Consider the following 13,847-nt stretch of genomic DNA (forward strand, 5'->3'; position numbering starts at 1 on the left):
TCAGGTATACTGGCGCAAGAAAGCTGTCAGCTATCAGTCATCAGCTCTGAGCTTTATATCGAACGCTCTGTTCTTGGCTGAACGCTGAGAGCTGACGGCTAAGAACTTTTCCTTTCATGACGATTGAAGAACGCATCAATGCGCTCAAGCTGCTGTGCCCCGATGTAGCGGAAGATATCCTGCGCGATTTCGTGTCGCGCATGGACCCCGACTACTTCGCGCACGTCCGGCCCGACGACATGGCGCGACACGTCCGGCTCGCGTCGCGCCTGGACCCGGACCGCCCCTGCCAAGTCCACATTCAGCCCAAGGAAGACCCGTCGTTCGAGGTCGTGGTCGTCGCCTACGACTACTTTTCGGAGTTCGCCACGATCTGCGGGCTGCTGTCCGCTTTCGGGCTCGACATCCAGGAAGGGCGTATCTACACGTTCTCCGACGCGGCGCCCGCCGTTGCGCCGCACATCGGATCGACATGGCCGTCGCGCCGCCCCAAAGCGCGTCCCGGCCTTGCGCGAAAAAAGATCGTCGATCTCTTTCGGGTTCGCCCCATGCCCGGCGTCGCGTTTTCTCCAGAGGAGCAACGCCGCCTGAGCGACGAATTGGACCGCATGATCCGCCTGCTGGATGCGCGGCAGTTCGAGCAGGCGCGCCAGCACGTGAACCGGCAGTTGGTCGAACGGCTCGGCAAACAGCGGGGCACCTTCACCGGCCTGCTGCAACCGGTTCAGATCACCTTCGACAACAGCCAGTCCGCGACCGACACGATCATGGACATCCGCTCGGACGACACGCCCGCGTTCCTGTATGCGTTCGCCAACGCGCTGGCCATGCGGAACGTCTACATCACCAAAGCCCAGTTCGAGAACGTGGGTCCGAAGCTCCATGACCGCTTTTACGTCCGCGACCGTAACGGGCAGAAGATCGTCGATCCGGATGAACAGCAGAACCTCCGGATCACCGCGGTCCTGATCAAACAGTTCACCCACGCGCTCACCTGGGCCCCCGACCCTGCAAAAGCGATCGAAGCCTTCGATCAGTTTCTGGACTTGATCCTCAAAGACGAGCGGGGTTCCAAGCGTCAAAAGGGCCTCGACTTCGTCAAAGACAAGAGGTCCTTTCCCCTGCTGGCCCACCTGCTGGGCGCCAGCGATTTCCTGTGGGAAGATTTCCTGCGCCGGCAGCATACCAATCTCCTGCCGATGCTGGAGACCTATCGGGTCGAGCCGCTCATCAAATCGAAGCAGGAGCTGGACAAGATCCTTCGGCGGCGCTTGGCGACCTGCAGAACCGACGAGCGGCGGCGGCAGGCGTTGAACCAGTTCAAGGACGAAGAGCTGTTCCGGATCGACATGAAGCATCTTCTCGATCCCTCCACGAGCCTTGCCGACTTTTCGTTGGCCCTCACCCAGTTGGCCGAAGCCATCGTAAGTCGGAGCGTGACGGACTGCCGCGCGAAATTGGATCGTCTTCACGGCCGGCCGAGGCTCCCCGACCGCCGCCTTTGTCCATTCACGGTGCTGGGGATGGGCAAATTCGGCGGCCGTGAACTGGGCTACGCCTCCGACATCGAAGTGCTCTTCGTCTATGGAGGCCCCGGCCGGACCGACGGCAGACACCCGCTGGACAACAGCGAGTACTTCGAACGGCTGGTCCAGGAACTCTTACGCTGGATCGAAGCCAAGCAGGAAGGGATTTTCCACCTGGATGTGCGCTTGCGGCCGCACGGGAGCAAGGGATCGCTGGTCAACGCCCTCGACGAAGTCCGGACGTACTACAGTCCCGCGGGGCTGAGCGCCCCGTTCGAGCGGCAGGCGCTCATCAAGCTGCGCTACGTGGCCGGAGACGAGGGCTTGGGACGGCAGGTCGAAGCGCACCGCGATGCGTTCGTGTACAGTGGAGCGCCGTGGGATCTGGCGACGGCCCTCGACCTTCGGCGGCAGCAGGTGAAGGAACTGGTCGAACCGGGACGGATCAACGTGAAATACAGCCCGGGCGGGCTGATCGACGTGGAGTACGCCGTCCAGTATCTCCAACTGATGTACGGCCATCAGCATCCGACGCTGAGAACCACGAACACGATGGACGCGCTGGCGGCCTTGGTCGAGACGGGACTGGTCGCCCGCGACGACGGTCTGCGTCTGCGCAAGGCCTACCTGTTTTTCAGAACTCTGATCGACGGGTTGAGGATGGTGCGGGGAAATGCAAAGGATCTGGTGCTGCCCGAGCCGGAATCGGACGACTTCGTATTCCTCGCCCGGCGCGTCGGGTACACCGCCGAGGACTGGCAGGCCGGCGCAAGCCACTTACAATCCGACCTCGCCCGCCATATGGCCGACACCCGGGCGTTTTTCGAGCGACGGTTCGGCGCGGTCTGATCAGACCGCTCAGTCCTCGTCGACCACTCCTTCCAACGCCAGCCCGGACAACTCGTCATAGGCCCGCAGCAGATCGGAGACCGAGAGCACGCCGATGATCGTGCCGTCCTCAGTAACCGGCAAGTGCCGAATTCCGTTCTCCTTCATAAGGCGGATCGCCTCGGTCATCGGTTCGGTGTCCTCAATCGTGAGGATCGACTTGCTCATGCACTGCTTGACGGTTGTGGTATTGGGATCGAGGCCGCGCGCCACCGCTTTTCGGCTGAGATCGGTGTCCGTGATGATGCCGATATATCGAAGGCCGTCATCGACCAGGAGGGACCCGACTTTCCACTTTTGGAGCAGCCGGCCGGCCTCCTTGATCGTCGCATCCCGATGGATGCTGCGGACATCGTGCGACATGTAGTCCGCCACCTTCACCCCGGCCAACACACTCGTTCGCCCGTTCCTGGAAGCCACCGCCGCCTTTTTCGCCTCCAGCTCCGAGATACAGCTTTCGATGACGCGCTTCCGCTGCTGAAGGCTTTCGCGATAGATATCCTGCGCCCCCCCTTCCTGCGCCTCTTCGGGCAAATTGACCAAGCCCGCCGCCTCGCCCAACTTGGCGTACTGGTAGGCTTCCAGTAGATCGGACGCCTCGCCGAAGACCCGGCTGATCAGTTGTTCGGTGGCGACGTCGAACTCATCGATGGAGGCGGACGACTTTTTTCTGGAGAGAAACGGCTGGAACTTCGCGAGCTGCTGGCGGAACCGTTCGAGGTCCCGGTCAAGAAACAGACCCCTGCTTAAGCTGGTCTTCATGGGCTTCTGCATATCCGCTCCCTCACCTCGTCATTGGGAGCCCAAGCATACTCCAACGCCATGGGCCGCTCAAGAGGGGAGGGAGGCGCGGAGAAAGCGCGGGTCTTCCGCCAAGCAGCCCGTTCGGCCGCCGCCTCATCCTCCTCCCCGCTTGCCTTGCATCTCTTTCTCATAGAATTCCAACATCTGGGCGATTTCATCCTTGGTCATCCCCTTCTCGATCCACTTATGGCCCTCCTTGCGAAGCATCTCTTCCGCCGCCTCGGGCGACAACTCCCGCACCAGCGGCAGGAACTTGGTATAGAAATGCTTGGCCACTTCGTAGAAGCCCTGCCAGTGGACGTAATCCGGCGCGACCTTGGAAAGCCCGTGTCTGGCTCTCCGGCCCTCGTGGTGCCACAGTTCGTAGAACACCCATTCGATCTTTTCGTCAAACGGGGTCGGCGTGATCTTCTTCATTTCTTTAAGCCTGTCCATCGCCGCCTTGGCCGGTTTTCCAAATTTTTCGTTGTACAGCGTGATCCCCTGGTCCATTTGCGTGAAAAATCGCTCGACAATCTCGGGACTGTGGCACGAAGAACAGACCTGCTGCATGGCTTTCCGCCGGACTTCGTAATTCTCCAGCCGCGTCGAGATGACCGGACGTAAGGTCCAACTGATCCGGTCGCCCACATCGTGGGTCACCTCCTGCGTCGTCGTCGCGCTCATATGGCAGGTTGCGCAAGTGGGATACAAATAATCTCTGCCCGGGTGCCACTTCTCCGCCGGTTCAGCGAGCTTCATCTTGTCCTTGTTCGCGCTGAACATGACGCCGTGCTTGCTCTCGTAGTACGCCTCAATCTGGGGATGATCCGGTCCCATGTGACAGCGGCCGCAGCTTTCCGGTTGCCGGGCCTGGGCGACGGAGAAACTATGTCGCGCATGGCAGGCGGAACAGGTCCCCTTTGATCCGTCCGGATTCACGCGGCCGATTCCGGAATTGGGCCAGGTAGCCGGATGGAGCTTTCCGTTTTCCATCACCTTGACGACGCTTCCGTGGCAGCCGGCGCATCCGGCCGTGACTACTTCGGGCCCCTCCACTACGTTGCCCAGGAAATTGTCCAATGACCCGATGAACTGCGCACCCTTGGCGTGGTGGGACCTCGCAAACTCCTGCGCTTCCTTGTCATGGCAGCGCATGCAGTCTTTCGGCGTGACCAGGGTCGAGACCACCGTGCCGTAGTGGTCAAAGGCGTCAGGTTCGCCCTTCTCCGCCCGGTGGCATTCCACGCACCCGATGCCTTTCGGCGCATGCCTGCTGACCTTCCAGTCGTTGATGCCCCCGATCGACACGTCTTTGGCCAGATGGCAGTCGATACACTTCTTGTTCTCGGCCGAGATGAACGGCCGCAGGCCGCCGCCTCGCCGCTCTTCCACCTGAACGTATCCGACGCCGGTCAGCGCGAGGAACAACACCAAGCACAGCCCGCCGATCAGGTAGCGGGTGAAATTCAATTTGCCGTTCGGCGCCGGCTCCTGGTATCGGCTCAGTTCGCCGTCTGTCTCGTCCACGGGTTCCTCCCACAACAGGCGATGGGCACGAGGCAAGTGGCTAGATGCGGAGAACGATTGCTTTTTCCTCTAGCCTCTAGCCCATCTCGTCCCTAGCCTCCCATCACATTCTTGTATCCAGAATCATCAGCGTCGCGACCGCGACCACAACCAGGGTTCCGACCACCGCATTGACGATCGCCATCGGCCAACCCCGTTTCGACAATTCCTTGTCGATAAACGGGTACACGACGAACACCACCGCTCCGCCGAACAGGCTCCAAAGCGCGACCGGTCCGGGCAGCAACGTGATCCACATGTACGGCGCCGAGAAATACCAAGGCGGCGAAACATCCACAGCGACCTCCTGGAGATTGGCCGGCTGGCCGAGGGTCGGAGGAAAGATCATGACCAGATCCACAATCAAGACCAGCAATCCGACCGCGATCGCACTCATCGTCAACGTATGCTCCGGGTAGAACGGATGGTACCCCCGGCTCCCCTGCACATCCGCAAAGCCAATGAGTCGGACCACCAGCACGTGACCCAGGACGAGGCACGCCAGCAAAACGGGCAAGAGTTTCGTGTGCAAATCGTAGAGCCGCAGAAGTGTGTTGGCTGAGACCTCTTCCCCGCCGCGCAGGAGATGGAGCAGCGGCGTCCCGACAATCGGCAGCGTCCCCAGCATGTTGGTCACGACCGTCATCCCCCAGTATGAGACGTTGTCGTACACCAACGAATAGCCTGTGAATCCCATCGCGAAGGTCACGAACAGCACGATCGAGCCGGTGACCCATTTCAGTTCACCGGGTGCCCGGTAGGCGCGTGTCAGGAAGACGCGAATCACATGAAAAAGCAAAAACAGGATCATCAGGTCGACGGAAAACTTATGCAGACCGCGCACGAACCAACCGAGATAGATCTCGTTCGTGATCTGCTCGACGCTCTCGTAAGCCTTCTCCGGCGACGGCACGTAGTAAAACGTCAGCATCAGACCGGTTGCCACCAGAAGCCCGAACAGGGTGAGCGGAATCGCCCCCAGCGTATAGGGCCACCAGTCGAGGTGTTGCGGCAGGTCCTTCTGGATGTAGTCGATCCACGTCTTGGTCTTGCCGTCTTGCTCGGCCGATTTGACGTGAATCTGCGATACCAATGACTTCATCCCGTCCACCAGCTCTTAGCTATCAGCCTTCCGCTGCCAGCTTCCCCTACATTCTCCTCCTCCTTCATTTGAATATTCACGTACAACTGACCGTTGCGTCTCACGACCTGATAGCGATCCAGCGGGCGCGGCGGCGGGCCGGCGATGTTGCGCCCGGTTTTGTCGAACACGCCCTGGTGGCACGGACACACGAACTGCCCGCGTTCCTTGCTCCAAGAAACCAGACAGCCGAGATCAGTGCAGCGCCGGGAAAAGGCCGTGATCCCTTCCTCGGTCTTGAGCACCATGATCTTATGACCGCCGAGATTCATCGGCACCGGTTCGCCCATCGGCACGCGCGCTTCGGCTCCGATCAAGACCGCTTCGTACTGTCTCGGCTTTTGGCTCGGCACCAGGAACTGCATAAAACGCAGCGCCAGCGCGCCCATCCCGAAGAGCGCCCCGAACGCCATCACGGCCTGGCTCAGAAACCGGCGCCGCCCGATGTCGTTGTGAATCACAGCCATGGGAACCGCCGGGAATCGTTCATCGTGAATCGTGAATCGGAGAGGCCTTTCTTACGTTTAACGAATAACGTTTCACGTTTAACGTCGTCACGAATACGCCTTCTCCCCATGCTGCGCCAGATCGAGGCCCAGAATTTCGGCCTCCTGGTCGACGCGCGACGGCATCAGCCGCTGAAGGGCTTTGATCAAGAGCATCGTCATCACACCGGCGTAGGCCCAGGCCACGACAGCGGCAACCACCTGGGCCACGAACTGATAAGGATAGCCGTAGAACAGGCCGTCGCTCCCGTCGGGATTGACTGCCGTAGAGGCGAACAACCCGGTAGAGATCATGCCCCACGTCCCGCCGACGCCGTGCATGCCGAACACATCCAGCGAGTCGTCGTACCCCAAGATCGGCTTCACAAAGTTCACGGCCATATAACACAGCCCTCCGGCCCCGATGCCGATCACCATCGCCGACAGCGGACCGACATAGCCGGCCGCCGGCGCGATCGCCACCAGGCCGGCCACGGCCCCGCTGACCGTGCCCAACGCCGTCGGCTTGTCCCGTTGCAGCCACTCCGCAGCGGTCCAGGCCAATGCAGCGGAAGCCGCAGCCAATTGAATCGCCACGAACGCGCCGGTGACTGCCGTCATCGATGCCGCACCCGGTCTGCCTGCAAAACCCCACCACCCCACCCACATGAAGCCTGCGCCGCAGATCGAGAGGGGAAGATGATGCGGCATCATGTCCGTCCGTCCGAATCCCTTCCGCGGTCCGATCAGGATCGCAGCCACCAGGGCCGCCACCCCGGCGCTAATGTGGATGACCGCCCCTCCGGCGAAGTCCAGGCTGCCCAGATTGGCCAGCCACCCGCCGCCCCAGAGCCAGGACGCCAACGGCGCGTAGACCAGCGCCATCCATAACGTCCCGAACAGCAGAAAGAACGGCAATCGGATCCGCTCCACCACCGCGCCGGCTACCAGTGCGAGCGCCAACGCCGCGGCCACGGCGGAAAAGATCGACGGCAACGAGCCGGCATCCTGCCCCGAATCGGGTGCCAACCCGACCGCACGGCTCACACCCGACGCGTCGTCGGCACACAGCCATCCGATCGACGCCAGCAAGAGCGCCGAGAGGGGAAGCGCCATGGCGTTGAGCGCGTTCTTCCTCCGCACCATCCCGCTGTAAAACAGCGCCACGCCCGGAATGGTCAGGAGGGTGAACGTGTTGGCGACGAGCAGCCAGAGAATCTGGTCGGAACGAGCCATTAGGCTGCGGCTCTCTTGAGAGAGACTCGATACTCGCAACGCCGGACCGGCTGAAGCGAGACCATCCCGGCTCGGCTCAGCCGGTCGACCGCCAGAAATACCTGCGACCAACTGGCATCGGTCAAAAAATAGGCGAGTGCTTCCAACGTCTGCGGGTTTTGCGCGCGCAAGGCCTCAAGAACCCGCTCCTCGGTGGACGTGCAATGGATAAAGTCGTGGGCTGACGCGCTCATGATGACCTCCCTTGCAGAGAGATCAGCAACTCCGGTGCCAGGACGCATCTGCCGAAAACTCCCACGAATGCAGACCATCGCGCCGAAAGGCGACACCGGCACGACAATTTTGTCGGAAAACAGACAAAAAGGAAGGGAGGCAGACAGAGGGTGGCCCCGCTTTCCGCTGTGCTCGCGCAACGCGCGCAAGATCCATTTTCCGAAAGCGGGCGGTCCGGGGGGCCCATTGCGCTTCAAATGCTGCCGGGAGCGTCGGTCAGCAGGTGGGAATGGACCTTGTACGGGCCAGGTAGGAAGCCACGAATTCGTTGAGGCGCGCCTCGGCTTCGGGAGCGATCCTGACGATTTGCAGTCCGAATTCGAGGCCGTTCATCCAGCGGACGGCTGCTCGTTCCACGTCCAGAGGCCTCGGGTCATTCGGAAGAAACACGCGCAGGGTGAGGTTCATATCGAGGTAGATCGGGTGGTTGCCTTCGATACGATAGCCGTTGATGGACAGGTCGGACACGGTTCCGGTCCCCATGAAATCTTCAGCGAGGTAGTAGACGAAGCATCGCACGGGGATTCGACGGTACAGCCGCTTGCTTGGGCGGTCGCCCATGCCGTCGTTCTGTCTCTCTGATCCGGAGGTTGAGCCCATGGTCATGATTTCCCGGCCTACTTAAACTTAAAGCGTTTCGGCAGCGGTTGGACATCCGTGTGGACGAGCAGATGTCGCCGCAAGGCGGCTTGTGCGACGTCGATCATCATTCATCATTGCAACCCCGTTAGGCACAGGTCCCGGCTAAAACGGCCAGGGTCACGAACTCCACAAGACTGAACATATCCACGGTCTCCTTGCCTGGCATACGGTCATCGTTTTGTCCCTCATCACAAAGCATAGAAGGAACCGAGACGGGACGGTATTCCCCGAAGAACCTACCTCCAAAGGAGGGATACGGGTTCCAATCGCCTTCTGCCACACCACCAAAGGCTCACGAATTACCTAGACAACCTCATTAGTTACAAACTTATCCCCAGGGGAACACTATCAACCGTTCCGGAGTGGAAAAGAGGAAGGACTGTGTGCTCCAAAGTAGGGATGGACGGCGGGTCATAAAGGAATGCCCTGGATCGCCCTTAGGCGAAGTGGCAGGCTAGAAGGGCGAGTCAAGAACCGCGCGGACTTTCTCCAGCAGCACGTCCGGCGTGAACGGTTTCTGGACGAAAGCCGGAACCGGATCGGATGGATCCCGACGGAGTGCGACGTGATCGGTGTATCCGGACATATACAGCACTTTGATCTGCGGACGGATCGACTGGGACAGTGTCGCCAATTCCCGGCCGTTCATCCCGGGCAGCAACACATCGGTCAGCAGCAAGTGAATGGGACCCGAGTGCTCGCGACAGAGCGACACCGCTTCTTCGCCGCTTTGCGCTTGAAGGACGGCGTAGCCGTTGGATTCCAGGATCGTGCAGACCAGGGCGCGCACCATGCCGTTGTCTTCGACGACCAGCACGGTTTCGGATACGCTCGGGGCACGGCTGCGAACCGCTGCTTCCTCCCCGATGCGAACGTCGGTAACGCGCGGAAAGTACAGTTTGAAGGTCGTGCCCCGACCCAGCACGCTGTCGACGGTGATGAACCCGCCGCTTTGCTTGACGATCCCGTATACGGTCGACAACCCCAGCCCCGCGCCCTGCCCGGGCTTGGTGGTAAAGAACGGATCGAACACATGCGCCAGAGTATGGGAGTCCATACCCATCCCCGTGTCCCGGACCAGCAGGCGAACGTACAGACTCGGCTCGATATGCGGACCTGGTCCGATATCGGCGGCCACCACGTTGGCCGTTTCCAATGTCAGCGTACCGCCTCCGGACATCGCTTCACGGGCGTTGACTGCCAGATTTACCAGCACCTGTTCAAGTTGGCCGGGATCGATTTTCACGCCGCCGACGCCGGAACCGGAGACCACGACCAAGGCGATGTCGTCGCCTAACAACCGGCGCAACAGGTCGGCGTAGTCGGCCAGGACCGCGTTCAAGTCCAGAAGTTTGGGTTGCACCACCTGCTTCCGGCTGAACGTGAGGAGTTGATCGGTCAGCTTGCTCGCTTGTTCACCGGCTTTCTTGATCTCCGTGACATATCCGCGAAGCGGGTCCGGCCGGTTAAGCCGGCTGAGGATCAGTTCGCAATAAGCTGTGACGACGGTGAGCAGATTGTTGAAATCGTGCGCCACCCCTCCGGCAAACCGCCCCAGCGCTTCCATTCGCTGAGCGTCACGCAGGTGCTGCTCCAATTGCCGCCGCTCCGTGATGTCCACCAACATCGTGACCATCGGGGAATCAGCCGCCGCACCAAGGACCTTCATGAAGACGAGGGCCGCGCGGATGTCGCCGCTCCTGCGCCGGAATGCGCATTCGACGTTTGAAACCGCGCCTTCGTCGCGCAGTCTCTTGAGGATCTTGTCCCGTTCAGCCGGAACGGCCCAGAGGTTCAGCTCCTGAACGGTCTTCCCGATCATCTCCTCCGGTGCATATCCGAACAGCTCGGCATAGCGCTCGTTCACCTCGAGGAGCCGACCCTCGACCGTGCCCAAGCTGATCGGAATCGGACCTGCCCGGAACACGGCGGTGAGTCTTTCCCGGGCTCGTTCCTCCTTCGCTTGTTCTCGCCGGAGTTTGCCGCACTCGGCCGCCTCGTTCAGTTCCCGCTCAATCGTGGACACCAGCGACGAGAGGTCTTCTTTCAAACACAGGTTTCTGGCGCCGGCCCTGATCAGCGAAACCGCCGCCTTTTCGCCGATCCGATCGGAGACGATCAGGAGAGGCACATCGAGTCCTTTGCGCTTCAACACCGACAGCGCCCCGAGCGCGCTGAATTCCGGCAAGACGTGATCGGCGAGGATGAGGTCCCAGGGTTGGCGTTCCACAGCCTCTTCAAAAGCGGGTTCGATGGCCACTCGTTCCACCGACGGCTCATACCCCCCGCGCTGCATGGCCTGCGCCAGCCGTTCGACTTCTTCGTCCGATTCGTTGACGCAGAGGACGCGGAGGAGCCTGCCCATCGAAAAAGCCGCTTTCGAGGTGTGAGCGAAAGGATTACACACATACCCCCTTGCGCCTCGCGAACTCAACTGGAAAATCGCGCTCCCCCCAAAAGAGGAAGGGGGTAGGAATCCAGAGGGGGCCCGGGTGGGGAAACCAGACGCGGCTGCCTTACGAGTACGCGCGCTCGTTGTGTTGGCTGATATCCAACCCGATCGACTCCTCCTCGGGCGACACCCGGAGACCCACTGCGCGTTGCACCACCTTCAGAATCGCAAACGTTCCCGCACAGGAAAACGCCGCGACCGTGAGCGCAGCCAACATCTGGACCCCGAACAAGCCGGGGTTGCCGAAGAAGAGACCGTCGGCGCCGCCGGGGTTGACGGCCTTGGAAGCAAACAGTCCTGTGGCGAGAATGCCGAAGATGCCACCGACGCCATGGATGCCGACGACGTCCAGCGAGTCGTCATAGCCGAACTTCCCTTTCCAGATGATCCCGAGATAACTCAGAACGCCGGCCGCCAATCCGATCACCAGCGCGGAGAACGGCCCCACATAGCCGGCGCCCGGCGTGACCGTCGCAAGGCCGGCAATGGCGCCGCTAGCGACCCCCAAGACCGTCGGCGTTCCCCGATGGACCCACTCGATCAGCACCCAGGCCAACGCCCCGGCCGCCGCCGCGGTGTGCGTGGCGACAAACGCCGTCACTGCGGTTTGATTCGCCCCAAGGGCGCTGCCCGCGTTGAAGCCGAACCACCCGAACCAGAGCAGCCCCGTCCCTAAGAGCGTCATCGGGAGATTGTGCGGCGCCATGTAATCGGTTCCGTAGCCGTGACGCACGCCGAGCGCCAGCGCGCAGACAAGGGCGCTGACCCCGGAGCTGATATGCACGACGGCGCCTCCGGCGAAATCCAGCGCCCCCAGGCTCCCCAGCCACCCTCCGCCCCACAGCCAATGAGCGACCGGCGCGTACACAAACAGGGACCAGAGCGCGGCGAACAACACCAGCGCGCCGAATTTCATCCGCTCGGCGAAGGCGCCGGTAATCAAGGCCGGGGTGATCGCCGCAAACATGAGTTGAAACACCATGAACGCTTGATGGGGAACGGTGGGACCGTAGGTTGCGTGCGGCGCCATCCCCACCCCGTTCAACCCGACCCAGTCGAGCCCGCCGATGACGCCCCATAGATCGGGACCGAAGGCCAGACTGTACCCGACCGACACCCACAGCACACTGACCAGACACAGAATGACGAAACTCTGCATGATCGTCCCGAGCACGTTCTTGCTCCGGACCAGACCGCCGTAAAACAGCGCCAGGCCCGGCACGATCATCGCCAGCACCAAGGCCGACGAGACCAACACCCACGCCGTGTCCGCGGCATTGACCGCGGCTGCGCCGGCCGCAGACGATCCCTCCTGCGCCCAGGTTGTTTCTCCGACGATCAATGAAATCCCCCATAGGCACGCCGCCCTCCGTCCGGTCTTCTGCATAATTCTGTCCCGCTCCTTTCGGGGTCCGGAGCGCCACGCGGGACAAGTCAGCGCGGCGCTCCCGACTCGGTCGCGTCCGGTCAGAACGTCTTGTACTCGAGCCATTTGCCGTTCAGCGTGATCTTGCAGCGGGCCTCACCCTGGCTGCCGGTCACTTTCTCCATGTCGATCGTGAAGTCGATGGCGCTCATGATCCCGTCCCCGAACAGCTCATTGGCCATCTCGCGCAGGGCGTCGCCGTAGACCCCGATAACTTCCAGCAGCCGGTACTTGAACGGATCGGTCGTGTTGGGGAAATCCGTCCGCACCGGAAACCGGCTCAACGACTCCGTCGTCTCCTTGTCCAACCCCAACAACTTGCCCGCTTTTTCGGCTTCTTCGGGAGTCAACCGGTGATTGCCGTTCAGCGCAGCCGCGACGAACATGGGGCTTTTGCCGACGGTCTTCGCCACTTCGGCGATCGTCACCTTCTTTTCCAACCGCTTGGCTTTGATGATGTCCCGGGATCTCTTCGCTTCCATGTGCATCCCTCCTTCTGTGAATGGTCGTCCGCCGACGTCGAATCAGCGCAACACCAGCGAATCCTTTTCGAAATTCACCACCAGCGGTTCATTGCCGGCCGCCCGGTCCGAAGTCCCTTCTTCCCCGTCGTCCGGTCCATGCGCGGCGTGGCGAACCAGAAAATGGATGATGTGGTTTCTGATCTTGTAATAATGCGGGTGCTCGATGATGGTGGCCCGAGCTCGCGGACGCGGAATGGTCACATCGACGATCTCGGCGATCCGCGAGGACGGGCCGTTGGTCATCAGCATGATTCTGTCCGACAGCAGGATGGCCTCGTCCACGTCGTGCGTCACCATGAACACGGTGTTCCTGGTCGCATTCCACATTTGGATCAGCTCCTCCTGAATCACGCCCCGCGTCAACGCGTCGATCTGCGCGAAGGGCTCGTCCAGCAACAGGACTTTCGGCTCGATGGAAAACGCCCTGGCCAGCCCGACGCGCTGTTTCATCCCGCCGGACAGCGCCGCGGGCTTCTTGTTCTCGGCCCCAGTGAGCCCGACCAGCGCGACGTATTTGCGCACATGGGCGGCCACCTGCTCCCGGTTCCACTCCGGATAGGCGGACCGCACGGCCAGCGCGATGTTGTCGAACACCGTCATCCACGGCATCAACGCGAAGCTCTGAAACACCACCATCCGGTCCAGTCCCGGACCGGATATTTCTTTTCCGTTCAGGATCACGCCGCCTTCGGTCATCGGTTCCAGACCGGCGATGATGTTCAGCAGGGTGCTCTTGCCGCACCCGGAATGGCCGATGACCGTGACGAACTCGCCTTTTTCGACCCGAATCGTGACATCCTTGAAGATGCACACCTGGCCGGTCCCCGACGGGCTGGGAAAGTATTTACTCACGTGATCGACTTCCAGAAATGCCATGGGTTACCTCTGATGCTGATAGCTGA

At 61.3% G+C, this 13,847-nt stretch carries 12 protein-coding genes; 1 reads left to right on the plus strand and 11 read right to left on the minus strand.

Features of this window, described 5'->3' with window-relative positions; translation table 11 throughout:
* The first annotated feature begins 116 nt into the window (after positions 1-116).
* Positions 117-2,375, plus strand: a complete 2,259-nt coding sequence (locus tag AB1555_14265; GenBank protein ID MEW6247858.1) for a hypothetical protein — start codon at positions 117-119, stop codon at positions 2,373-2,375.
* Positions 2,376-2,384: 9 nt separating this feature from the next.
* On the opposite strand, the gene AB1555_14270 is transcribed toward AB1555_14265, so the two are convergent.
* From AB1555_14270 to AB1555_14320, 11 genes are all read right to left on the minus strand, one after another.
* On the minus strand, positions 2,385-3,188 hold the full coding sequence (locus AB1555_14270; GenBank protein MEW6247859.1) for a CBS domain-containing protein: 804 nt from the start codon (positions 3,186-3,188) through the stop codon (positions 2,385-2,387).
* Between the two features lie 123 nt (positions 3,189-3,311).
* On the minus strand, positions 3,312-4,727 hold the full coding sequence (locus AB1555_14275; GenBank protein MEW6247860.1) for a multiheme c-type cytochrome: 1,416 nt from the start codon (positions 4,725-4,727) through the stop codon (positions 3,312-3,314).
* Between the two features lie 103 nt (positions 4,728-4,830).
* Positions 4,831-5,868: a cytochrome b N-terminal domain-containing protein gene (locus AB1555_14280; GenBank protein MEW6247861.1), complete on the minus strand. Its 1,038-nt coding sequence runs from the start codon at positions 5,866-5,868 to the stop codon at positions 4,831-4,833.
* Entirely contained in the window at positions 5,865-6,374 is a 510-nt protein-coding gene (locus AB1555_14285; GenBank protein MEW6247862.1) for a ubiquinol-cytochrome c reductase iron-sulfur subunit, read from the minus strand. The genes AB1555_14280 and AB1555_14285 overlap by 4 nt, the downstream gene beginning before the upstream one ends.
* An 87-nt stretch (positions 6,375-6,461) precedes the next feature.
* Complete coding sequence (locus AB1555_14290) at positions 6,462-7,628, minus strand: ammonium transporter (GenBank protein MEW6247863.1); 1,167 nt, start codon at positions 7,626-7,628, stop codon at positions 6,462-6,464.
* The gene (locus AB1555_14295) at positions 7,628-7,861 is read right to left on the minus strand and encodes a hypothetical protein (protein MEW6247864.1); all 234 of its coding nucleotides are present in this window, start codon (positions 7,859-7,861) and stop codon (positions 7,628-7,630) included. The genes AB1555_14290 and AB1555_14295 overlap by 1 nt, the downstream gene beginning before the upstream one ends.
* Before the next feature lie 256 nt (positions 7,862-8,117).
* Complete coding sequence (locus AB1555_14300; protein MEW6247865.1) at positions 8,118-8,462, minus strand: PilZ domain-containing protein; 345 nt, start codon at positions 8,460-8,462, stop codon at positions 8,118-8,120.
* Positions 8,463-8,997: 535 nt separating this feature from the next.
* Positions 8,998-10,908, minus strand: coding sequence for a response regulator (locus AB1555_14305; protein ID MEW6247866.1), 1,911 nt, complete (start codon positions 10,906-10,908; stop codon positions 8,998-9,000).
* A 151-nt stretch (positions 10,909-11,059) separates the two neighbouring features.
* Positions 11,060-12,382, minus strand: coding sequence for an ammonium transporter (locus tag AB1555_14310; protein ID MEW6247867.1), 1,323 nt, complete (start codon positions 12,380-12,382; stop codon positions 11,060-11,062).
* Between the two features lie 80 nt (positions 12,383-12,462).
* The gene (cynS, locus tag AB1555_14315; protein ID MEW6247868.1) at positions 12,463-12,903 is read right to left on the minus strand and encodes a cyanase; all 441 of its coding nucleotides are present in this window, start codon (positions 12,901-12,903) and stop codon (positions 12,463-12,465) included.
* 42 nt (positions 12,904-12,945) lie between these two features.
* Positions 12,946-13,821 carry an ABC transporter ATP-binding protein gene (locus tag AB1555_14320; protein ID MEW6247869.1) on the minus strand — a complete coding sequence of 292 codons (876 nt, stop codon included), beginning with the start codon at positions 13,819-13,821 and terminating at the stop codon, positions 12,946-12,948.
* Between the last annotated feature and the right edge of the window lie 26 nt (positions 13,822-13,847).

It is taken from the genome of Nitrospirota bacterium (assembly GCA_040755395.1).
Classification (GTDB): Bacteria; Nitrospirota; Nitrospiria; order Nitrospirales; family Nitrospiraceae; genus DATLZU01.

Bases quoted from the DNA above. Each gene is read 5' to 3' on its own strand.
- AB1555_14270 (MEW6247859.1), bottom strand. From the start codon at position 3,188: ATGCAGAAGCCCATGAAGACCAGCTTAAGCAGGGGTCTGTTTCTTGAC.
- AB1555_14295 (MEW6247864.1), bottom strand. From the start codon at position 7,861: ATGAGCGCGTCAGCCCACGACTTTATCCATTGCACGTCCACCGAGGAG.
- AB1555_14320 (MEW6247869.1), bottom strand. From the start codon at position 13,821: ATGGCATTTCTGGAAGTCGATCACGTGAGTAAATACTTTCCCAGCCCG.
- AB1555_14310 (MEW6247867.1), bottom strand. From the start codon at position 12,382: ATGCAGAAGACCGGACGGAGGGCGGCGTGCCTATGGGGGATTTCATTG.
- AB1555_14305 (MEW6247866.1), bottom strand. From the start codon at position 10,908: ATGGGCAGGCTCCTCCGCGTCCTCTGCGTCAACGAATCGGACGAAGAA.
- AB1555_14265 (MEW6247858.1), top strand. From the start codon at position 117: ATGACGATTGAAGAACGCATCAATGCGCTCAAGCTGCTGTGCCCCGAT.
- AB1555_14300 (MEW6247865.1), bottom strand. From the start codon at position 8,462: ATGGGCGACCGCCCAAGCAAGCGGCTGTACCGTCGAATCCCCGTGCGA.
- cynS (MEW6247868.1), bottom strand. From the start codon at position 12,903: ATGGAAGCGAAGAGATCCCGGGACATCATCAAAGCCAAGCGGTTGGAA.
- AB1555_14290 (MEW6247863.1), bottom strand. From the start codon at position 7,628: ATGGCTCGTTCCGACCAGATTCTCTGGCTGCTCGTCGCCAACACGTTC.
- AB1555_14280 (MEW6247861.1), bottom strand. From the start codon at position 5,868: ATGAAGTCATTGGTATCGCAGATTCACGTCAAATCGGCCGAGCAAGAC.
- AB1555_14285 (MEW6247862.1), bottom strand. From the start codon at position 6,374: ATGGCTGTGATTCACAACGACATCGGGCGGCGCCGGTTTCTGAGCCAG.